The sequence below is a fragment of the Paracoccus sp. (in: a-proteobacteria) genome (assembly GCF_039808215.1).
Classification (GTDB): domain Bacteria; phylum Pseudomonadota; class Alphaproteobacteria; order Rhodobacterales; family Rhodobacteraceae; genus Paracoccus.
Genome location: NZ_JBDHSP010000003.1, coordinates 43,943 through 66,176, shown reverse-complemented (window position 1 = coordinate 66,176; position 22,234 = coordinate 43,943). Strand labels below are relative to the sequence as shown.

15 protein-coding genes are annotated in these 22,234 nt (G+C 69.7%); 7 read left to right on the top strand and 8 right to left on the bottom strand.

Annotation, left to right across the window (positions count from 1 at the left end):
* Position 1 precedes the first annotated feature (1 nt).
* Positions 2-778 carry a protein phosphatase 2C domain-containing protein gene (locus tag WMK75_RS02050; RefSeq protein ID WP_347265991.1) on the bottom strand — a complete coding sequence of 259 codons (777 nt, stop codon included), beginning with the start codon at positions 776-778 and terminating at the stop codon, positions 2-4.
* A gap of 137 nt (positions 779-915) precedes the next feature.
* On the opposite strand from WMK75_RS02050, the gene WMK75_RS02045 reads away from it, so the two are divergent.
* The 4 genes from WMK75_RS02045 (at position 916) to WMK75_RS02030 (ending at position 9,946) form a co-directional block, all read left to right on the top strand.
* A complete protein-coding gene (locus WMK75_RS02045; RefSeq protein WP_347265990.1) occupies positions 916-1,446 on the top strand; it encodes an OmpA family protein in 531 nt (176 codons plus the stop codon).
* A 134-nt stretch (positions 1,447-1,580) separates the two neighbouring features.
* Positions 1,581-3,296 (top strand): ShlB/FhaC/HecB family hemolysin secretion/activation protein, encoded by a 1,716-nt coding sequence (locus tag WMK75_RS02040; RefSeq protein ID WP_347265989.1) that lies wholly within the window; start codon positions 1,581-1,583, stop codon positions 3,294-3,296.
* Positions 3,244-8,040: an MBG domain-containing protein gene (locus tag WMK75_RS02035; RefSeq protein WP_347265988.1), complete on the top strand. Its 4,797-nt coding sequence runs from the start codon at positions 3,244-3,246 to the stop codon at positions 8,038-8,040. The genes WMK75_RS02040 and WMK75_RS02035 overlap by 53 nt, the downstream gene beginning before the upstream one ends.
* Entirely contained in the window at positions 8,009-9,946 is a 1,938-nt protein-coding gene (locus tag WMK75_RS02030; protein ID WP_347265987.1) for a caspase family protein, read from the top strand. The genes WMK75_RS02035 and WMK75_RS02030 overlap by 32 nt, the downstream gene beginning before the upstream one ends.
* 47 nt (positions 9,947-9,993) lie before the next feature.
* Here WMK75_RS02030 and carB read toward each other — a convergent pair whose 3' ends face one another.
* Positions 9,994-13,326: a carbamoyl-phosphate synthase large subunit gene (gene carB / locus WMK75_RS02025; protein ID WP_347265986.1), complete on the bottom strand. Its 3,333-nt coding sequence runs from the start codon at positions 13,324-13,326 to the stop codon at positions 9,994-9,996.
* 220 nt (positions 13,327-13,546) lie between these two features.
* On the opposite strand from carB, the gene WMK75_RS02020 reads away from it, so the two are divergent.
* A complete protein-coding gene (locus WMK75_RS02020) occupies positions 13,547-14,380 on the top strand; it encodes a DMT family transporter (protein ID WP_347265985.1) in 834 nt (277 codons plus the stop codon).
* A 39-nt stretch (positions 14,381-14,419) separates the two neighbouring features.
* On the opposite strand, the gene WMK75_RS02015 is transcribed toward WMK75_RS02020, so the two are convergent.
* Together WMK75_RS02015 and WMK75_RS02010 are read right to left on the bottom strand one after the other, a co-directional pair.
* Complete coding sequence (locus tag WMK75_RS02015) at positions 14,420-14,782, bottom strand: cell division protein ZapA (RefSeq protein ID WP_347265984.1); 363 nt, start codon at positions 14,780-14,782, stop codon at positions 14,420-14,422.
* A 3-nt stretch (positions 14,783-14,785) separates the two neighbouring features.
* Complete coding sequence (locus WMK75_RS02010) at positions 14,786-15,274, bottom strand: hypothetical protein (RefSeq protein ID WP_347265983.1); 489 nt, start codon at positions 15,272-15,274, stop codon at positions 14,786-14,788.
* 179 nt (positions 15,275-15,453) lie between these two features.
* Here WMK75_RS02010 and hisB point away from each other — a divergent pair, with 179 nt between their 5' ends.
* Both hisB and hisH read left to right on the top strand, forming a co-directional pair.
* On the top strand, positions 15,454-16,041 hold the full coding sequence (gene hisB / locus WMK75_RS02005) for an imidazoleglycerol-phosphate dehydratase HisB (protein ID WP_347265982.1): 588 nt from the start codon (positions 15,454-15,456) through the stop codon (positions 16,039-16,041).
* Complete coding sequence (hisH, locus tag WMK75_RS02000; RefSeq protein ID WP_347266056.1) at positions 16,041-16,670, top strand: imidazole glycerol phosphate synthase subunit HisH; 630 nt, start codon at positions 16,041-16,043, stop codon at positions 16,668-16,670. Before hisB ends, hisH begins: the two co-directional genes overlap by 1 nt.
* A gap of 144 nt (positions 16,671-16,814) precedes the next feature.
* Here hisH and WMK75_RS01995 read toward each other — a convergent pair whose 3' ends face one another.
* The 4 genes from WMK75_RS01995 to rpmE form a co-directional block, all read right to left on the bottom strand.
* Entirely contained in the window at positions 16,815-19,871 is a 3,057-nt protein-coding gene (locus tag WMK75_RS01995; RefSeq protein WP_347265981.1) for an efflux RND transporter permease subunit, read from the bottom strand.
* On the bottom strand, positions 19,868-21,031 hold the full coding sequence (locus WMK75_RS01990) for an efflux RND transporter periplasmic adaptor subunit (protein WP_347265980.1): 1,164 nt from the start codon (positions 21,029-21,031) through the stop codon (positions 19,868-19,870). The genes WMK75_RS01995 and WMK75_RS01990 overlap by 4 nt, the downstream gene beginning before the upstream one ends.
* 70 nt (positions 21,032-21,101) lie before the next feature.
* Positions 21,102-21,881, bottom strand: a complete 780-nt coding sequence (locus WMK75_RS01985) for a division plane positioning ATPase MipZ (protein WP_347265979.1) — start codon at positions 21,879-21,881, stop codon at positions 21,102-21,104.
* A 129-nt stretch (positions 21,882-22,010) separates the two neighbouring features.
* Positions 22,011-22,232: a 50S ribosomal protein L31 gene (rpmE, locus tag WMK75_RS01980; RefSeq protein WP_347265978.1), complete on the bottom strand. Its 222-nt coding sequence runs from the start codon at positions 22,230-22,232 to the stop codon at positions 22,011-22,013.
* Positions 22,233-22,234: the final 2 nt, after the last annotated feature.

Below are 22,234 nucleotides of genomic sequence, written 5' to 3'. Positions count from 1 at the left end.
CTCAGGCGGCCTCGATGTCGATGACGATGACCGAGACATTGTCCGGCGCCCCCGCCGCCAGCACGCGGCGCAGCAGCAGCGCGCAGGCGGCATCGGCGGGCGTGCCGGCGGCCAGGGCCGCGCCCGGCAGGCTGGCGCCAAGCAGTTCGGCCAGGTCGGCGTCGCGCAGCACATGCGTCAGCCCGTCCGAACACAGCAGCAGCCGGTCCCCCGCCGCCAGCGCCAGATCCAGCAGTTCCGGCACCCCCCCGGCGCCGATGGCGCGGGTCACGACATTGGCCTGCGGATGGGAACGCGCCGCCTCGGGGGTCAGGCGGCCGGCGTCGATCATCTCCTGCACCAGCGAATGGTCGCGGGTCAGCTGCGCCAGCGCGCCTGCGCGCAAGAGATAGGCGCGCGCATCCCCGGCCCAGGCCAGCACCGCCTCGCCGCGGCGGATGACGGCGGCAACGACCGTGGCGCCGATCACCGCATCCGCCTGCCGGGCGCGGTCGGCGATCGTCGCCTCGGCCAGGGCAAGGCGCGCGACCAGCGCGGGCGCCGGCGCGTCGCCATCGCCAATGTGGTCCAGCGCGTCGATCACCCGCTCGGCGGCAAAACCGCCCAGCAGATGCCCGCCCATGCCGTCGGCCACCGCCCAGACCCGCCCCGAGGGATCGACCAGGATCGCGTCCTCGTTGCAGGCACGCACGGCCCCGCGATGCGTCAGGCCGGCGCCGCGCGCCACCAGGCCGCGCTGGGTGACCGGGCCGCTTCCCGCTTGATCCTGTGCAGACAAGGCAACGTGATCCCGAATACCGCGCAAGAATTGAATTTGCGGCCATTCTAGCGTAGATTGAGCCGATAGGGATGCAGTTTTTCGTGGTGATTGCCATGTTGCGGCTGATTTGCGCATCTTTGCTTGGCCTTGGCCTTATGGCGCCGCCCCTGCAGGCGCAGGATCTCAGCGCCGACGAGATCTTGCAGCGCTTCAACGCCCAGCGCGAGATGTTCCGCGCCAATGCCGCCGGGCAGAAGACGCGCGGCCTTGACATGGTGAGCGTCAGCAGCGAATCCGCCCCCGGCGCGGCGGCCGGCGCCGACAGCGTGAATTTCGGCAAGCTCGCGCCCGAGTTGCAGGTGAACGTCGCCATCCATTTCGGCTTCGATTCCGCCTCGATCGCGCCCGACCAGCGGCCGGTGCTGGAAAAAATGTGCGGGGTGATGCAGAAATCCGACATCGACCTGTTCCGCATCGTCGGCCATACCGATGCCAAGGGCAGCGACAGCTACAACGAGAACCTGTCGCAATTGCGCGCCGACGAGGTGCGCCGCTGGCTGATCGACGACTGCGGATTAAGCGCCGCGCGCCTTGAGGCGCTGGGCATGGGCAAGCGTTTCCTCGCCAATCCCGCCGACCCCGACGGCGGCGAGAATCGCCGCGTCGAGTTCCAGGCGCTGGGCTGAGCCGCCTCGTCGCGGCCGGGCGGCATGCGCTGGCAAGGAAGGAAATATTGTCTGGACTTACGAAATCCGTGCTAGCCTGACGCATCGGCAGCGACCGGGAGGGGAAGGTGGCTCTACCACGACGCAGCACGCGCTTGATCGGTTCCATTTCCGTGCTGGCCCTGGGCGGGCTGGCACTTTTCGCCGGGGCCGCGATGCCGCAGACCGCGGCGCAGGTCACGCAAAGCAGCTACCAGCCGCCGGCGCAGCGCATGACCGGATCGCTGGTGTTCAGCGGCCGCCCGGGCCTTGCCGCGCCTGCGGGCGCCGAGCGGCTTTCGGTACAGCTTTCAGGCGTCAGCGTAAGCGACAGCCTGCCCGGCACCGAGGCCGATGTCGCGGCGCTGGAGCAGCGCCTGACCGGCAAGCGCATCGCCGTGTCGGAAATCTTTGCCGCCGCCTCTGATCTTGAGGCCGCCATCGCCCGGCGCGGCTATGTGCTGGCGCGGGTGGTGATCCCGGCGCAGACGCTGAATGACGGCGGCGCGCTGCGGCTGACGGTGGTGAACGGTTTCGTCGAGAAGGTCGACACCAGCACCGCCCCGGCCAGCCTGCGGCCGCGGCTGGATGCGATGACCCAGCCGCTGGTCGACCGTCCGGCGCTGAAACTGCCGGAACTGGAACGGCGGCTGCTGCTGGCGGGAGACATGTTCGGCATGTCGCTCGGCTCGGCGCTGCAGACCGGCGCGCGCCCGGGCGGCACGGTGATCATCCTGAACCCGCAATTCCGCTCGGTCACCGGCTTTGTCGGTCTGGACAACACCTTTTCGGACGATCTGGGCGAATGGAACTTCTCCGCCGGGGTCGAGCTGAACAACCATCTGAACCTGGGCGAGGTGTTCTATCTGCGCGCCTCGGGCAATCCGCAGCTGGGCGACGACAGCTATTTCAGCAGCCGGCCAAGGCTGCGCACGCTGGCGGGGGGCGCGGTCGTGCCGCTGGGCCAGGACGGGCTGACCTTCGGCATCGAGGCGGCGAATTCCCGAACCGGGCCGGATAGCGGCGCCGTCGCCTCGAATTCGGATTTCGACCGCGTGTCGCTGCGGCTGTTCTATCCGCTGCTGCGTTCGGTCAAGCGCAACATCTCGCTGACCGGGGCGCTGGACTTTCAGGACGACCGCCAGGAACTGGACACCATCGCCGGGGATTTCCCGCTGTGGCACGACCGCACGCGGGTGCTGCGGCTGTCCGCCGATGCCGACTGGCAGTTGGCCGATCAGGCCAGCCTGCGCCTGGGCGCGGTGCTGTCCCTGGGGCTGGACGGGCTGGGGGCGCGCAGCGCCGATGACGCCACCGCCACCTCGCCCTTGTCGCGCGACGGCGCCGATGCGGATTTCCGCAAGCTCGAGCTGTCCTTCCGCTATGACCGCCCGTTCCGGCAGGACTGGAGCCTTGCGCTCTCGGGCCAGGCGCAAAGCTCGTTCGGCGATCCGCTGCTGAACAGCGAACAGTTCGGCATCGCCTCCTCCGAGGGGCTTTCGGCCTTTGACCTGGGCGAGCTGACCGGCGATTCCGGCTGGTTCCTGCGCGGCGAGGTTGCGCGCAACTTTGCCACCCAGGGCTTTGGCCATCCGCTGGTGGTCAGCCCCTATGTCTTCGCGGCCGTGGGCTCGGTGTCACTGGAGCGCCCCTCGGCGGACGAATCCGCCCGCGTCGATGCCAGCGCCTTTGGCATCGGCCTGGACCTGCGGCTGATCCGCGATCCGAATTTCTCCTCCGCAGTCGTCAGGTTCGAATACGGAAAAGGGAACAGGGACGATGACCAAAGGGACCCCGAACGCTTCACGATCGTCAGTTCCTATCGTTTCTAGGCGCCGCCGGCGCCTGTGGGCCGCGCTGCTGGCCTGCAGCGCGCTGGTGCCCGGCGGGCTGGCGGCGCAGACCCTGCCGCATGGCGCGAATGTCGTCGCGGGTTCGGCCAGCGTCAGCACGCCCCGCCCGGGCGCCATGCGCGTCGATCAGGGCACAAGCCGCGCCATCATCGACTGGAAGGGCTTCAGCATCGGCGCGGGCAATTCGGTGCAGGTCAACCAGCCGGGGCGCGGCTCGGCGCTGCTCAACCGGGTGACCGGGGCGGCGCCGTCGCGCATCGACGGCTATCTGGGCGCCAATGGCCAGGTCTTTGTGGTCAACCGCAACGGCATCGTGGTCGGGCGCGGCGGGCGCATCGCCACCGGCGGCTTCGTCGGCTCGACGCTGGACATCGACAACGGCGATTTCATGCAGGGCCGGCTGCGCTTTTCCGGCGACCGGCCCGGCCGGGTGGTCAATCAGGGGACCATCGACATCATCCCCGGCGGCTATGCGGCGCTCGTGGGCGGGCAGGTCACGAACAGCGGCACGATCCGTGTGCCGCTGGGCCGCGTCGGGCTTGGCGCCGGACAGCGGGTGACACTGAACCTGTCGGGCGACGACTTCCTGTCGGTGGCCCTGCCCCCCGGGCAAAGCGACGAGGTCCTGGCGCTGATCGAACAGCAGGGCCATGTCTCGGCCGAGGGCGGCAGCATCGAGATGCGCGCCGCCACCGCGCGCAATGCCGCGCGCCACGCCATCAACCTGTCGGGGGTGACCGAGGCGCGCAGCGTCTCGGGGCGCTCGGGCCGGGTGGTGCTGGGCGGGGGTGAGGGCGGGCGGGTGCGCATCAGCGGCCGTATCGACACGCGCAGCGCACAGCGCCGCGTGGCGCTGGCCGATCCGACGCGCCCGGCGCCGCGGCCCGCGCGCGGCGGTGACATCACCGTGACCGGCGCGCGGATCGAACTGGCCGGCGCCACGCTGGACGCCAGCGGCGCGGGCGGCGGCGGCCGTATCCGCGTCGGCGGCGCCTATCAGGGCGGCGGCGCCCTGCCCCGCGCCCTGGAAACGCGGCTCGATGCCGGCACGCGGCTGCTGGCCGACGGCATCGGCCGCGGCGACGGCGGGCGCATCATCGTCTGGTCGGACCGGCTGACGCATTTCGCCGGCACGGTCTCGGTGCAGGGCGGCGGTCAGGGCGGCAATGGCGGCTTTGCCGAGATCTCCAGCAAGGGCGATCTGGCAATCCGCAGCCCCGATGTGCGGCTGGCGGCGCCGCATGGCCGGCCGGGCACGGTGCTGTTCGACCCGCGCGACATCCGTATCGTCGATGCCGCGACCTATGACCCCGACGACCCGACGCATCTGCTGGTCACCACCATCCAGGACATGATCCTTGATCCGGGGAATTTCATCTTCTCGACCGTCAATGCCGACGCGGATGACGCCGGCAACATCACCTTCGACACGGCACTGGACCTGGCCTTTGTCAGCGGCGCCACGACCTGGCTGGATTTCCGGGCCGAGAACGACATCCTGATCAACGATCCGCTGCGCTGGACCGGGCCGGGACGCATGTCCCTTGCTGCCCGTGCCGACATCGTCCTGGGCGCGCCAGTGACCTGGACCGGCACGCTTGCGCTGGAACTGACGGCGGGCCGCAGCATGGCGCTGAACGCACCGATCAGCGGCATGGCCGGGGTCCTGACCCTGCAGGCACCGCTGATCACCGCGACGGGTGCGGTCGCCGTGGATCGCTTCCAGCTGGGCGATGGCTCGGGCTGGCGGCAGGTGGCGGCGGTGCTGCCGGCGTTCTATGCCCGCGATTTCAGCCTTCTCCCCGGCGCGGGTTTTCTACGCGCCAGCGGCGGCGCCGGCACCACCGCCAGCCGCTATGTCATCGGCGATGTCTATGGGCTGCAGGGCATCGGATCGGCCGGCCATGGGGGTGCGCATTACCTGCTGGGCAGCGACATCGACGCCGCGGGGACCGCCGACTGGCGCCTCGGCGCCGACTGGCGCCTCGGCGCCGGTTTTCGTCCGATCGGAAACGAGGAGACGCCGTTCACCGGCAGCCTCGAGGGCGCGGGGCACGCCGTCACCGGCCTGACCCAGACCGTGAATTTCCCAAGCGAGTTCCAGCCGGGCGGGCTGGGCGGCATGTTCGGCGCCATCGCGGGCGCCAGTATCCGCAACCTGCGCCTGCTGGATCTGGACATCAGCGCGCCGATGATCCCCGGCGCCAGCATCGGCGGCCTGGTCGGAACCACGGTGGGCGAGGCCGCGAACCTGATCGAGAACGTGCAGCTGACCGGCAACATCGCCATCGGCTCGGACAGCCTAGGCGGCGACGGCGGCGGCAGCTATGGCGGTCTGGCCGGATATTTTGGCGCCGGGCGCATCGCCAGCGCGGTGTCGCGCGTGGCGCTGGACTATTCCGACCTGAACATCGGCTCGGAGGACGAGTTGTATGTCGGCGGGCTGGTCGGCCAGAACGCGGGCACGATCACCCGCAGTTCGGCCATCTCGGCCATCGACATCGAGGGTGACGGCAGCATCTCGGCCGGCGGGCTGATCGGCGCCAATGACGGCACCGTGACCGCATCCTTTGCCAGCGGCAGCCTTGACGCCACGCTGAACGGCTCGACCGATTTCAGCACCTTCGCAAGCATCGGCGGCCTCATGGGCGAAAACTGGGGCAGCCTGAGCGACGCCTTTGCCACCACCGCCGTCAGCACCAGCGGCAATGCGGTGGTCAATGCCGGCGGGCTGACCGGCTACAATTCCGGCACCATCGCGCGGGCGCGGGCCTCGGGGCCGCTGGCCATCTCACTGTCGGGCGCAGGTGTCGAGGAATACCAGTCATGGATCGGCGGGCTTGTGGGGCTGAACTACGGCGACATCGCCGACGCCTATGCCCTGAGCCCGGTCAGCTATGGCGGCGACCATGACGCCGTCATCGGCGGGCTGGTGGGTGGCAACGGCGGCGGCGTCGCCCGGACATTCGCCGCCGGCGCCATCACCACCGGCGGCGCCACCGGCGGGCTGACCACCGGCGGCCTGGTCGGCGACAGCGACATGGGCGAGGGCGAAGGCAGCGTCATCGCCTCGTTTTGGGACCGTCTGAGCACCGGACAGGCAGAATCGGATGGCGGCATCGGCCTGACCACGGCGCAGCTGCGCGACACCGCGGGCTTTCGCGCCCGCGCCACCGGCTGGAGCTTTTCGACCGTCTGGGCGCCCGGAGACGCCGGCGCCTATCCGCGGCTTTACAGCGTCGACCCGGTGCTCTGGGCGGTGCCGGACGCGCTGCGCATCACCTATGGCGACGCGCTGCCCACCCCCACGGGCACGGTTTATGGGCTGGGGCGCTATGTCTTTGCCTTGCCGGGCGACCTGCCGGCGGTCACCGGCATCTTCAGCCTGCCGCCCGGCGCGCGCAATGCCGGCAGCTATGCCATCGCCACGGCGGGCAGCGCCAGCTCGGCGGGCGGGATCGACTATGACATCGTGGCCTCGCCGGCCGCGCTGACCATCGACCGCGCGCCGCTGACCATCACCGCGCTGGACCTGACCCGGCGCTACGGCGATGCACGCGGCCTTGGCCTTGGCAGCGTGACGACCAGCGGACTGCGCCATGCCGACAGGCTGGAGGCCATCACCCTGGGCAGCGCCGGCGCCGACCCGCGCGCGCCGGTGGCGGGCTCGCCCTATGTGATCACGCCCTCGGGGGCGCTGATCAGCGGGCTGGGCGGCGATGTCGGCGGCAATTACATCATCACCTATGCCGCCGGCGCGTTGACCGTGACGCCTCGGCCGATCACCATCGCGGCGCTGGACAGCAGCAGCCGCTTTGGCACCGCCCCGGTCCTTGACTGGCGACTGGCCGCGGGCAGCCTGGCCACCGGCGACAGCATCACCGACGTGACCCTTTCCAGCCCCGGCCGCGCCGGCAGCCCGCCCGGAGCCTATGCCATCACCCCCTCGGATACCGAAATGACCGGCGGGGCCGAGGCGAACTATCTGGTCAGTTATGTCCCCGGCACGTTGCAGATCCTGCGGCCCAACCCGCCGCGGACCGGCAATCCGCCGCCGCCGCCCTCGCCCATCAACCCCCCGCCGCCGCACTGGCCCGCCGACACGCCCAGCTTGTTCCCGCTGCCCGATCCGGACAGTGGGGGCACCGGCCCCGGCACTCAGACCGGCACGGACACCGGCACCGGCACGGATGGCGGCACCACGCTTGCGGGCACCCCCAGCGCCGGCACCCTGCCCCCGGTGATCGACGAAACCGACCCGACCACACGCCGCCTTGTCGCCGTCTCGGACGAGGTGTCGCAGATGCTGGCCGCCTGCAGCCAGAACGAGGGCCGGACCGAGGACATGCTGGCCTGCCTGTCGCGGGCCCTGAACCGCTATTCCAGCGCGCTGGACCAGCTGTCGGCGGAACTGCCGCCCTCGCTGCGCACCGTCTCGGCGATCCTGCGCAAGGCCAGTTCCGACATCGACGCGGCGCGCGATCGCGCGCTGGCGCGGCTGGCCGGTGCCCGCACCGAGGACGAACGCCGGGCGATCCGCCGCGACGCCCTCGCCGAGGCTGGCAGCGCGCTGCGCACCGCCCGGGCCGAGATCGTCAAGCAGATCAACCTGCTGCGCGTCGAGGACCCGGAATTGGCCCGCAGCCATGCCCGGCAAGAGGGGTTGATCCTTGCGACAGTGGACAAGGCCGATGCGACGCTGCTGCGTGCGACCGGGCTTTAGCCTGATCTGCGCCGCCCTGCTGGCGCTGCTGGCACTGACAGCGGGACCGGCTGGGGCGGCGGGCCGCGTGGCGCTGATCATCGGCAATGCCGCCTATGCCCATGCCCGGGTGCTGGACAATCCCGCCCATGATGCCAGCGACATGGCCGGCGCCCTGACCGACCTTGGCTTTCAGGTCATGCTGGGCGTCGACCAGAACCGCGAGCAGATGCAGGATCTGGTGGCGCGCTTTGGCGAGGCGGCGCGGGATTCGGACGTGGCACTGTTCTTTTTCGCCGGGCACGCCTTTCAGGTCGCGGACCGCAACTATCTGCTGCCGCTGGATTTTCGCCTGACCCTGCCCGACCACGCCATCGCCCAGACCCAACCTCTGGATGCGGTCCTTGAGGTCATGGCGCAGGCCAAGGGCATCAAGATCGTGCTGCTGGACGCCTGCCGGGACAATCCGCTGCGCCTGCCCGGCGCCAGTTCCGGCCTGGCGCGCGTCGGCAGCGCCGCGGATTTCCTAATCTCATACGCGACGCAGCCCGGCGCCGTTGCCTTTGACGGCAAGGACCGCAACGGCACCTTCACCGAGGCGCTGCTGAACCATATCCGCACGCCTGCCCAGGACATCAGCGAGATGATGATCGCGGTGCGCAAGGATGTGGTGGCGCGCACCGGCGGCCAGCAGATCCCTTGGGAAAGCTCGTCCCTGACCCGGCAGTTCGACTTCAACGACGGCCCGCCGACGGTCTCGCCCGAGACGATGTTCTACCAGGTTGCGGTGCGGGCCGGGGATCCGGCGCTGATGCGGCTTTACGTCCAGCGCTATCCCGACGGCGCGCATGTCCCCGAGGTGCTGGCCATGCTGAGCGGCGGTGCCGGCGATACGGCGCGGCGCGGCATGGGCGCGGATCGCGACGCCGGCACGCAGCTTTGGCAGCTGGCGCAGCGCAGCCGCCTGCCGGCGCTGGTGGACAAGTATCTGCAGACCTATCCCGACGGCCCCTATGCCGGGGCGGCGCGGCAGTTGCGCGCCGAACTGCCCGCCGAAGCCGAGCTTGGCCCGGCCCGGCGCTGCGAGCTGATGGCCACGCATCCCCGCGACAGCACCGAATCGACCCCGGGTGTGCCCTTCGAGGTCCTGGCCAGCAGCGCCACCGAGGCCATCCGCCTCTGCGACGCAGCCATGCGGCTTGAGCCGCAGCAGCCGCGCTATGTGGCATTGGCGGCGCGCGCCTGTTTCGCCGCCGGGCTGCGCGAGCGCGGGCTGGAACTGTATCGCCAGGCGGCAGAGCGCGGCGACCTGCGCGCCATGGTCAGCCTGGCGATGCTGAAGGAATCGGGCGACGGCCTGCCCAGGGACCCGGAGGGCGCGCGGGCGCTTTACGAAAAGGCCGCCGCGGCCGGCAGCCCGGATGCGGCGATCAACCTTGCGGTGACGCTGCTGGACGGCAAGCCCGGCGCGCAGGACCGCGCCCGCGGCATCGCGCTGATGCAGAAGGCATCCGAGGCCGGGGCGGCGATCGCCACCTTCAACCTGGGCGTCCTGGCGCAAGAGCATGAATATGGCGATCCGCTGGATGCGGTGGCCCTGTTCGAGCGTGCCGCGCGCGAGGGCGAGCCGCGCGCCTATCGCGCTGCCGCCGTGCTGCTGGACGAGGGCCGCGGCACGGCGCAGGACCCGGCAGCCGCGGCGGTGCAGCTGCTTTTGGGCGTCGCCTCGGACGATGGCGCGCTGTTGCGGGAACTGACCGACAAGGGCGGCGACTGGAACCCCGGCACGCTGTCGGCGTTGCAGCAGCGGCTGGGCCGCGCCGGTCTCTACAAGGGCGGGATCGACGGCAAGCCCGGCCCGGCGCTGAGCGCGGCGCTTGCCCAATGGCGCAACGGCGGCTTTGACAGCGCGGCGCTGGCGGGCTGAACCCGCGCAGACGATAAGGCCCGCCGGTCCGGTGAGCAGGTCCCCGTTCAGGCCTGAAGGCTGCGCACACCCACCTCACCCTCACCGCGCGAGCGGATCGCGGCGACGGCGGCGATGCTGCCGGCGGCGGTGGTGAAATAGGGAATCTTGTCGTTCAGCGCCACGGTGCGGATCTCGCGCGAGTCGGCGATGGCCTGGGTGCCCTCGGTGGTGTTCAGCACCATGGCAACCTCGCCGTTCTTCATCCGGTCGACGATGTTCGGCCGGCCCTCATAGACCTTGTTGACCAGTTCCGCCTCGACGCCGGCGCCGCGCAGGAAGCTGGCGGTGCCGCCGGTGGCCAGCAGGCGAAAGCCCATGGCGGTCAGATCGCGCGCCGCCTCGGCCAGGGCCGGGGTCTTGTCGGCATCGCGCACCGAAACGAAGACCAGCCCCGCTTCCGGCAGATGCGTGCCCGCCCCCATCTGCGCCTTCAGGAAGGCGCGGGCAAAGTTGCGGTCCCAGCCCATGACCTCGCCGGTCGAGCGCATTTCCGGGCCCAGCAGCGTGTCGACGCCGGCAAAGCGCGCGAAGGGCAGCACCGCCTCCTTGACCGAGAACCAGGGCGTATGCGGATCGGCCAGCGTCAGCGGATCGGCGAAGGGCAGCGAATCCTCGGGGCCGGCATCCTGCGGATAGGCGGCGCGGGCGGGGAAATTCGCCAGCTTCTCGCCCGCCATCAGCCGCGCGGCGATCGAGGCGATGGCGCTGTCGGTGGCCTTGGCGACAAAGGGCACGGTGCGCGAGGCGCGCGGGTTCACCTCAAGGACGTAGATCACCCCGTCCTTGATGGCGAATTGCACGTTCATCAGCCCGACGACGTTCAGCGCCCGCGCCATGGCCTCGGTCTGGGCCTTCAGCTCGGCGATGGTGGCGGCGTCCAGCGTATGGGGCGGCAGCGAACAGGCCGAGTCGCCCGAATGCACACCCGCCTCCTCGATATGCTCCATGATGCCCGCGACATGGACGGACTGGCCGTCGCACAGCGCGTCCACATCGACCTCGATCGCGCCCGAGAGGTAGCTGTCCAAAAGCACCGGGCTGTCGCCCGAGACCTGCACCGCCTCGCGGATATAGCGGTGGAGCTGGTCCATGTCGCGCACGATCTCCATGGCGCGACCGCCCAGCACATAGGACGGGCGGATGACCAGCGGGAATCCGATGCGCCCGGCGATCTCCAGCGCCTCGGCGTCGGAATGGGCGATGCCGTTCACCGGCTGCTTCAGCTCAAGCTCGTGCAGCAGCTTCTGGAAGCGCTCGCGGTCCTCGGCCAGGTCGATGGCGTCCGGCGTGGTGCCGAGGATCGGGATGCCCTCCTCCTCAAGCGCGTTCGCCAGTTTCAGCGGCGTCTGGCCGCCGAATTGCACGATGACCCCGTGCAGCGTGCCGTTTTCCTGCTCGATGCGCAGAATCTCAAGCACATGCTCCAGCGTCAGCGGCTCGAAATACAGGCGGTCCGAGGTGTCGTAATCGGTCGAGACGGTCTCGGGGTTGCAGTTGATCATGATGGTCTCAAAGCCGACCTTGGTCAGCGCGAAACAGGCATGGCAGCAGCAATAGTCGAACTCGATGCCCTGACCGATGCGGTTCGGGCCGCCGCCAAGGATCACCACCTTCTTGCGGTCGGAAGGGCGGGCCTCGTTCTCGACCTCGCCCATCGCCGGGGCCTCATAGGTCGAATACATGTAGGGCGTCTGGGCCTCGAATTCGGCGGCGCAGGTGTCGATGCGCTTGAAGACCGGGTGCAGGTCATGGGCGCGGCGGGCGTGGCGGACCTGCGTTTCGGACTGGCCGGAAAGTTTCGCCAGACGGGCATCGGTAAAGCCCATCATCTTGAGCTGGCGCAGGCCCTCCAGATCCTTGGGCAGACCGGCTTCGTGCACCGCACCTTCCGCATCGACGATCTCGCGCAGGCGCGACAGGAACCAGGGATCGAAAGCGGTGGCATGGCCGATCTCGTCATCCGTCAGCCCGTGGCGCATGGCCTGGGCGATCAGGCGCAGCCGGTCCGGGGTCTGCTGGCTGATCGCCTTGATCACCGCCGCCTTGTCGGGGGCGCCGGGGATCTCGATGTCATCAAGCCCGCTCAGCCCGTTCTCCATCGAGGCCAGCGCCTTTTGCAGCGACTCGTGGAAGGTGCGGCCGATGGCCATGACCTCGCCCACGGATTTCATTGCCGTGGTCAGCTCGGGTTTCGAGCCGGGGAATTTCTCGAAGGCGAAACGCGGGATCTTGGTCACGACATAATCGATCGAGGGCTCGAAGGATGCGGGCGTGACCTTGGTGATGTCGTTGTCCAGCTCGTCCAGCGTATAGCCCACGGCCAGTTTCGCCGCGATCTTGGCGATCGGAAAGCCGGTGGCCTTGGACGCCAGCGCCGAGGAGCGGCTGACCCGCGGGTTCATCTCGATCACCACCATGCGGCCATCGCGCGGGTTGATCGCCCATTGCACGTTCGAGCCGCCGGTTTCCACACCGATCTCGCGCAGCACCGCGATGGAGCCATTCCTCATGCGCTGGTATTCGCGGTCGGTCAGGGTCAGCGCCGGGGCGACGGTGATCGAGTCGCCGGTGTGCACGCCCATCGGATCGACGTTCTCGATCGAGCAGACGATGATGGCATTGTCGGCGCGGTCGCGCACGACCTCCATCTCGAATTCCTTCCAGCCCAGAAGCGATTCATCGACCAGCACCTGCGCCACGGGCGAGGCTTCAAGCCCCGAGCGCACGATGCGTTCGTAATCGTCGCGGTTATAGGCGACGCCGCCGCCGGTGCCGCCCAGGGTGAAGGCCGGGCGGATGATCGCCGGCAGGCCGATGTCCTCGAGGTCGGCCAGCGCCTGGGCGATGCCGGCCTTGATGTCGTATTTGCCATTGGGCAGCTTCGGCGCCGCCACGATCGAGGCGCGCGGATTTTCCAGCCCGATGCGGTCCATGGCCTCGCGAAACAGCTTGCGGTCCTCGGCCATCTCGATGGCGGCACGCTGCGCCCCGATCAGCTCGACTCCGTAGCGGTTCAGAACGCCGGCATCGGCCAGCGCCAGGGCGGTGTTCAGCCCGGTCTGCCCGCCCATCGTGGGCAACAGCGCGTCGGGCCGTTCCCGGGCGATGATCTTTTCGACCACCTCGACGGTGATCGGCTCGATATAGGTGGCATCGGCCATTTCCGGGTCGGTCATGATCGTCGCCGGGTTCGAGTTCACCAGGATGACCCGATAGCCCTCTTCGCGCAGCGCCTTGCAGGCCTGGGCGCCGGAATAGTCGAATTCGCAGGCCTGCCCGATGACGATGGGACCGGCGCCGATGATCAGGATGGATTTGATATCGGTTCTTTTCGGCATGATCGTCCCTCGGGCTGGCGGCTGATAAATCGTCCGGGGTTATAGCCAAGGCGGGCAAAGTCGCAAGGGTCCGCACCGCGGGCGCGGTCAAAAAACCGCCCGCCCCGGCGATCTGCCGCCGCGCTGGACACCACCGCCGGGGCTTGCCAATCCCGCGCCCGGCGCGCAGCCTTGCGCGCAGCGCCGCTGCCGGCGGCGCCGACCCGAGGGAGGGACAGCCATGAGCCTGGCGGCCTTTGCCACCGTGCTTTTCGCCGCCGCGCTGCATGCCAGCTGGAATGCCATCGTCAAGGGCGGGCGCGACAAGCTGATGATGACGGCGCTGATCGCGGTGACCGCCGCCGCCATCGCCGGTGTGGTGCTGCCCTTCCTGCGCCAGCCGGCACCGGCAAGCTGGCCCTATATCGTCGCCTCGGTCCTGCTGCAAAGCGGCTATTTCGTGCTGGTCGCGCGCATCTATCACGTCGCCGACATGAGCCAGGCCTATCCGGTGATGCGCGGCACCGCGCCGCTGCTGGTGGCGCTGGCCAGCATGGTGCTGCTGAAGGAAAGCCTGGGCGCCGGCGCGCTGCTGGGCATCGGGCTGATCTGCGCGGGTGTGCTCAGCATGGCGGCGGCGGGCGGGCGCGGCGACAATCGCGGCACGGGGCTGGCGCTGCTCAATGCGGTGGTGATCGCCGGCTATACGCTGGTCGATGGCATCGGCGTGCGCATCTCGGGGGCGCCGGCGGGCTATGCCTTCTGGATCTTCCTGCTGACCGGGTTGCCCTTCCTGGCCTGGGGGCTGGTCGCGCGCCGCGACGATTTCCTTGGCGCGATGCGCCAATACATGCTGGCCGGCCTGGTCGGAGGCATCGGCACCTCGGCCTCCTACGGGCTGGCGCTCTGGGCGATGACGCTGGCGCCGGTGGCCATGGTCTCGGCGCTGCGCGAGACCTCGATCCTGTTCGGCGCCGCGATCTCGGGGCTGATCCTGCGCGAGACGGTCGGCCGGGCGCGCATCGCTGCCGCCTGCCTGATCGCCGCCGGCGCCATGGCGCTGCGCCTGGCCTGACAGCACAGCGCCGGGGTCCTTGCCGCCCGGATGGCGGCCCTAGCCGGGCAGCTGTTCCTCGGCCTTCTGCGCCAGCGCCTCGGCGCGCGCCGCCAGTTCCGCCATGGCCTCGACCACCGTGGGCGGCAGCACCGGCACCTCGACGCGCTGCGGATTGGTCTTCAGCCGGGTGATCTCGCGGTCGGCGGCGGCCGCGCGATCCTCAAGCCCCAGGGTGCGCTCGGCCAGCATCAGCCCGGCCAGCAGCAACAGGCGCGGCTCGGGCATGCGGCCGGCCTGCTGCAAGATCACCTGCGCCTCGGCATCCAGGAGCGCCGCGGCGCGTTTCAAGAGCCGCTCCTCGCCCTCCTGACAGGTCAGGGCATAGGCCTTGTGTCCGATCGAGAAATCCACTTCCGCCATGGCTCAGCCCCTTTCCACATCCGCGTCCAGCGCAAGCTCGGCCTGGGCGTCCATACGTTCCAGCGTCGCCAGCATGTCGCCCAGTTGCCCGACCTCGGCGGCGCGCGCCGCGCGCAGCGATTCGATCTCGGCCTCGAATGCGGCCCGGATGCGCTCGGCAGGCTCGCCCGCGGCCTCGAGCAGGGCGCGATTGGCGGCGGCCAGTGCCTCATTGGCGGCGCTCAGCCCCGCCGCCTCCTGCCCGGCGGTGACCAGGCGCTGATGCGCCTCGGCCAGCCGCGCCTCGCAGGCGGCCAGGCTGGCGCCCTGGCTTTCGTGCAGGGCCACCAGTTCCTGCGACAGGCGGCGGTTTTCCTGGCGCAGCGCCTCGTCCCCCGCCGCTTCGCCTTCCGCCGCCTTGCCGCGGGCCGCGACCGCTTTCTCGATGTGGCGGTCGATGCGTTCCAGCGCCGCGGTCAACCGCTTTTCGCTGGCGTTCAGCTCGTTCCTCATGGGCCCGGATCCTTTCAACTCGCTCGTCCCCGCTGCTGGCGTTTTTTCACTTTGTGGCACCCTGTGGCCGATATGACAAGAACGCCGGCGCGCGCGGCGACCGCCATGGGCGGCAGCGGCTTTTCAGCCCCGGCACCGCTGCCTATAAGACGGCAGGCCCAGAACGGAGAGACAGCCAGATGCGCAGCGCAACCATCATCCGCGAGACGGCCGAGACCCGCATCGAGGTCACGCTGAACCTTGACGGGACCGGCCGCTATGACAACCAGACCGGGGTCGGCTTTTTCGATCATATGCTGGACCAGCTGGCGCGGCATTCGCTGATCGACCTGACCGTGCGCGCCAGGGGCGACCTGCATATCGACGACCACCACACGGTCGAGGACAGCGGCATCGCCATCGGCCAGGCGCTGTGCCGCGCGCTGGGCGACAAGCGCGGCATCCGCCGCTATGGCAGCTTTCACCTCGCCATGGACGATGCGCTGATCCGCGCCGCGCTTGACCTTTCGGCGCGCCCCTATCTGGTCTGGAACGTGGATTTCCCGACCGCGAAGATCGGCAGTTTCGACTGCGAACTGGTGCGCGAATTCTTTCAGGCGCTGGCGGTGCATGGCGGCATCACGCTGCATGTCGACCGCCTGCACGGGCTGAATTCGCATCACATCGCCGAGGCCGCCTTCAAGGCCGTGGCCCGCGCCCTGCGCGAGGCGGTCGAGCCGGATGCGCGCATGGCGGGCGTGCTGCCATCGACCAAGGGGGCGCTATGATGCGGGTGGCGCTGGTCGATTACGACAGCGGCAACCTGCATTCGGCCGCGAAGGCCTTTGCGCTGATGGGGCGCGAGGCCGGGGCCGAGGTGGTGGTGACCTCGGACCCCGAACAGGTCGCGCGCGCGGACCGCATCGTGCTGCCCGGCGACGGCGCCTTTCCGGCCTGCCGCGCGGCGCTGGACGCGGTGCCGGGCCTGCACGAGGCCCTGCACGAGGCGGTGCTGGCGCGCGGCGTGCCCTTCATGGGCATCTGCGTCGGCATGCAGATGCTGGCCGATCTGGGCCATGAATACCGCGACACCCCGGGCCTTGGCTGGATCGGCGGCGAGATCGCGCCGATCCGCGCCCCCGGTCTGAAGGTGCCGCACATGGGCTGGAACGATCTGACCCTGCATGCCGCGCATCCGGTGCTGGCGGGCATCGCCAGCGGCGATCACGCCTATTTCGTGCACAGCTGGCAGTTTTGCACCCGCGATCCGGCGCATCTGCTGGCCTCGGTCGATTACGGCGGCCCAGTGACGGCGGTCGTCGGGCGCGACAATATCATCGGCACGCAGTTCCACCCGGAAAAGTCCCAGGCCCTGGGCCTGCGCATCATCGCGAATTTCCTGCGCTGGCGTCCCTGAGGGGCGGCGCGGCAGCCAGGACCCCGCTGATGCCTGATCCACGGGCAGAGAAACCACGGGCGCGATCCGCAGGGCCAGCCTTGGCGACCGGGCGGGCAGCCCGGCCAGGCCGCTGATCCCGAAGCCGCCGCACGGCGCCCGTGCTCACTCGCCCGCCGGCTCGATCGCCGGGTTCAGGCCGATGCGCCGCCGCAGCCAGGCCCCGGCCCGCAGCTGCCCGCCATGGATGACCGAAAACAGCGAGGGCACGAAAAGCAGCGACAGCAGCGTGGACAGCAGCAGCCCGCCGATCACCGCGATCGCCATGGGCGCGCTGAACTCGGCGCCCTCGCCGCTGCCGATGGCCGAGGGCACCATGCCCGCGGTCATGGCGATGGTGGTCATCACGATGGGCCGGGCGCGCTTGTGCACCGCATCGAGGATCGCCTCGCGCCGGGGCGTGCCGCGGTCGATGGCGCTGACCGCGAACTCGACCAGCATGATGGCGTTCTTGGTCACGATCCCCATCAGCATCAAAAAGCCGATGACCACCGCCATGCTGATGGCATTGCCGGTCAAAAACAGCGCCAGGATCGCGCCGCCGATGGCCAGCGGCAGCGACATCAGGATGGCGATCGGGGTGATGAAACTGTGAAACAGCAGCACCAGCACGACATAGGTCAGCATGACGCCCGAGACCATCGCCACCGTGAAGGCCTGGAACACCTCGCCCATGATCTCGGCATCGCCCGAGGGCTGGATCTCGGTTCCGGGCGGCAATTCGACCTGCCCTTGCAGCTCGGTGACCCGGGCGCTGACCGGCCCCAGCAGCGCCCCGCCCGCCAGATTGCCCGAGACCGTGGTGCGATAGCGCCGGTCATAGCGCCCGATCTCGGTGGCGCCGGCCGAGAGCGAGATCTCTGCCACCGCCTCGAGCGGCAGCTGGCCGGAAAGGCTGGGCACGCGCAGGTTGCGCACCGTCATCAGGTCGCGGCGCGCGGCCTCGTTGAGGCGCGTGACGATCGGGATCTGCTCGTCGCCGGTGTTGAAGCGCGCCAGGTTCGATTCGCTGTCGCCCAACGTCGCCACGCGCAGGGTGGTGGCCAGGGCAGAGGCGGTGACGCCAAGCTGCGCCGCCACCCCGGGGCGCGGATGGATCTGGATCTCGGGGCGCTGCAGGCTGGCCGAGGAGGTGACACCCTCCAGCACCGGCAGGGGCTTCATCGCCGCCATCAGCCGCTCGGCCGCCAGAGCCGCGCCCGCCTCGCTGTCGCCCAGGACCGAGATCGACAGGTCGGCATTGCCCTCCTCGTTCTGGAAGTTCAGCCGCATGTCGGGAATGTCGGTCAACTCGCGCGCCAACTCGTCCTCGATGGCAAAGCTCGAGCGCGCGCGCTCTTCCTTGGGGCCGTAGTTGACGGTCAGCTTTGCCTTGGTCACGTCGCTGTCGCCGCCATTGACAAAGACCGAGCGCACCTCGGGCACCGCTGCGATCCGCCCCGAGACGAGCCGCGCGGCGGCGGCGGTGTCCTCGACCGTGGCGCCGGGGGGCAGTTCGATGCTGATCTGGCTGCGCCCGACATCCTGCGCCGGGACGAATTCGGTCGGCAGCAGCGTGGCCGACCAGATCGAGCCGGCAAAGACCGCCAGCCCCAGCAGCAGCGTCAGGGCGCGGTGGCGCAGCGTCCAGCGCAGCACCGCCATCAATGCCCCCAGCACCGGCCCGTCGCGCGGCGCCGCACCATGGTGGCCGCCGCGCAGGAAATAGGCGGCCAGCATCGGCGTGATCAGCCGCGCCACCAGCAGCGAAAACAGCACCGAGACCGCCACTGTCAGGCCGAACTGCTTGAAATACTGCCCCGGGATGCCGCCCATGAAACTGACCGGGGCAAAGACCGCCACGATGGAAAAGCTGATGGCGATGACGGTCAGGCCGATCTCGTTCGCCGCCTCCATGCTGGCCTGATAGGGGGGCACGCCCATATTGATGTGGCGCACGATGTTCTCGATCTCGACGATGGCATCGTCGACCAGGATGCCGGTGACCAGGGTGATCGCCAGCAGGCTGATGCCGTTCAGCGTGAAGCCCAGCCAATACATGACAAAGAAAGTTGGGATGATCGACAGCGGCAGCGCCACGGCGGCGATCAGCGTCGCGCGCCAGTTGCGCAGGAACAGAAACACCACCACCACTGCCAGGGCCGCGCCCTCGTAAAGCGTGTCCATGGTGGAATGGTAGCTGCCCGAGGTATGGGTGGTCGCATCGTCGATCAGGGTGATCTGCGTGCCGGGATGGCGCGCGGCGATGGCGGCGACGCGCGCCTTGCTGCCGTCGCCCGCCACAAGGTCGGACTTGCCCGAGCCGCGAAACACCCCGAAGGCGACCACGGGCTGGCCGTCGAGCAGCGCGAACCTGCGCGCCTCGGCGGCGCCGTCGCTGACGCGGCCCAGCTGGTCCAGCCGCACCGTGCGCCCGTTCGCGATCAGGATGGGCGTCGCCGCCAGCCGCGCGACATCCTCGGCCGAGCCAAGGGCGCGGATGCTGAATTCGCTGCCGGCCAGATCGCCGCGCCCGCCGCCCATGTCGATGTTCTTGGCGCGCAGCTGTTCGGAAATCCCGGCCACGGTCAGGCCGAAGGCCATGATCCGGTCGGGGTCGAGATCGACGTTGATCTGGCGCTCGGCGCCGCCGATGCGCGAGACGCTGGCCACGCCCGGCACCGTCAGCAGCTCGCGCGCCAGCACGTCGTCGACGAAATCGGACAGTTCGGCGATGGATTTGCGCGGGTCGCTGACCGCATAGGTCAGGATCGCGCCGCCGCTGATGTCGATACGGTGGATCTGCGGCTCGACGATGGAGTCGGGCAGGTCGGCGCGCACCCGGGCCACGGCATCCTTCACGTCGTTCACCGCCCGGTCGGTGTCGGTCTCAAGCTCGAACTCGACATAGATGCGGGCGGAACTGTCGGTGGCGGTGGCGGTGATGTGGCGCACGCCGCTGATCGAGGCCACGGCATCCTCGATCGGCTGGATCACCTGCCGCGACAGCTCGCTGGGCGCAGCGCCGGGCTGCGCCACGCTGATGCTGACCAGCGGCAGATCGATATTGGGCATGGCGGTGACCGGCAGGCGGCTGAAACTGTAAAGCCCGACCAGCAGCAAGACCAGGAACAGGGCGACGGGCGGCACCGGATGCCGGATCGACCAGGCCGAGAAATTCATGGCGCCGCCCGCACCAGATCGCCGCTGCGGAAAAAGGCCCCGGCGCGGGCGACGACCTGTTCGCCCACCTCGAGCCCCTGCAGGATCTCGCGCCGGTCGCGCCAGATCAGGCCGGCGCGCACCGGCCGCGTCTCGATGCGGCCGTCGCGCACCACCTGCACCCGCGCGCCCTGCGCGTCGGCCAGCACCGCGGCCACCGGCACGGTCAGCGCCTCGCGCCGGTCGGTGATGATCCAGCCGCTGGCAAATAGCCCCGGCCGCAGCCGCGGATCCTGCTGCAGCGCGATGCGCGCCAGCCCCAGCCGCGTCGCCGGATCGACCTCGGCCGGAGCAAGGCGCAATTGCCCCGCCAGGGGACCGATGCCCGCGACCTCAAGTTCGGCGGTGTCGCCGGGCCGGATCTGGCTGACCGCGGTCTCGATCACCTCGGCGGCCAGCTCGATCTCGCCGCCGGCGACCAGGGTGAAGAGTGGCGGACCGCCAGTCGTGGAATTGGCGCCCAGCACGGCATTGCGGCCGATCACCACGCCATCCACCGGCGCCAGCACCCGCGCATAGGACAGGTTCAGCCGCGCGATGGCACGCGCGGCCTCGGCCGCGGCCAGCGCCGCCCGCGCCACCGCAAGCCCGTCGGCGGCGGAATCGGCCGCCGCCCGCGCCGCGACCTCGGCGGCGATCACCTGGTCCAGCACCGCCTGGGCGGCATTGCCGCTGTCGCGCAGGCTGCGGGTGCGCGTCAGCGCCGCCTCGGCCTGCACCAGCGCCGCGCCGGTGCTGGCGATCTGGTTCTCGGCCTGATGCACGCCGGCCTCGGCGCGCTGCCACTCGGCCTCGGCCTGGGTCAGCTGCGCGGCCAGCGCGGTGTCGGACAGCCGCAGCAATTCGTCCCCGGCCTTCACGCTGTCGCCCAGTTCGGCCGAAATCGCGGTGATCTTGAAACCCGCGACATTGGCATGCACCTCGGCCAGCTGCCGCGCCACCAGCGAGCCCGAGACCGGCACCCGCGCCTCGATCTGCCGGTGCTCGGCCGTGGCCAGCGTCACCAGCGGCAGGTCGGCCTGCACCGCGGCGCCGGCCGTTTCGGCCGCGACGGGCCCTGCCGCGCCCGACAGCGCAACAGCGGCCGCCAGGGCCCGGATGATGCTGCGCGCTGCCGTCATGATCCTTCCCATCCGCCCTTCGCGCGCACAACATAATGGGTGCGTGCCCCGGCAACAATGCCGCCGCGGCCTAGAAGGACACGCCGACCCCCGGCAGCCTCAGCTCGCCGATCAGCTCGCGCAGTTCCTGGCGCGCGGCGATGTTGGACATGCTCAGCTGTTCGGTGCCGATGTCCTTGAGATCGAGCAGCGTCAACCCGCGCGGGAACAGTTCGCGAAAGATCACCCGTTCGGAAAATCCCGGCGCCACGCGAAAGCCGATGCGTTTCGACAGCATGTCCAGCGCGCCGCCGACCTTGCGCTTGTTGTGCATCGCCTGGGTGCCAAGGCGGTTGCGCAGCACCAGCCAGTCGATCGGCCCCGCGCCCGCCTCGCCGCGCAGTTGCCGCGCCGACCAGACCATCTCGGCATAGATCGAGGGGCCGAGGATCTTGCCCTCGGGCGAAAGCCGCGCCAGCAGGTCGAAATCGATGAAACTGTCGTTCATCGGCGTGATCAGCGTATCGGCCAGCGTATGCGCCATCTGGCTGAGCCTGGTATGCGAGCCGGGACAGTCGAGCAGGATGAAATCACATTCCGCCTCAAGCGCGCCGACGGCGCGCGACAGCGGGTCGATGCCGTCGCTTTCGGGTTCGAGATGACCCAGCAGCGGGCCTGGCAGGTCCAGCCCCTCGCGCTGGGCGAAATGGGCGCGGTTTTCCAGATAGCGGCCGAAGCTGCGCTGGCGCACGTCCAGATCCAGGGCGCCGACACGGTGGCCCATGCGCGCCAGCGCCGTCGCCACATGCATCGAGGTCGTGGACTTGCCCGATCCGCCCTTTTCATTCCCGACGACGATGATATGCGCCACGACTCCTCCCGATTGGCCGGCTGATGCGGCGGCAACCTTAGGGCGCGGGCGGGGCGATGAAAAGCGCCTGCCGGACATGCGAGACGCCGCCCCGGGGGGCGGCGCCAACGTCGCGGTGCCTGTCGCGGCTCAGAAGCCGAGGCCGGCGTATTTGTTCTTGAACTTCGACACGCGACCGCCGGTGTCCATCAGCTTGGCCGAGCCGCCGGTCCAGGCCGGATGCGAGTTCGGATCGATGTCGAGCGACATGGTGTCGCCTTCCTTGCCCCAGGTCGAACGCACGGCATAGGTGGTGCCATCGGTCATCTTGACCTGGATCAGGTGATAGTCGGGATGGATGTCTGCTTTCATGG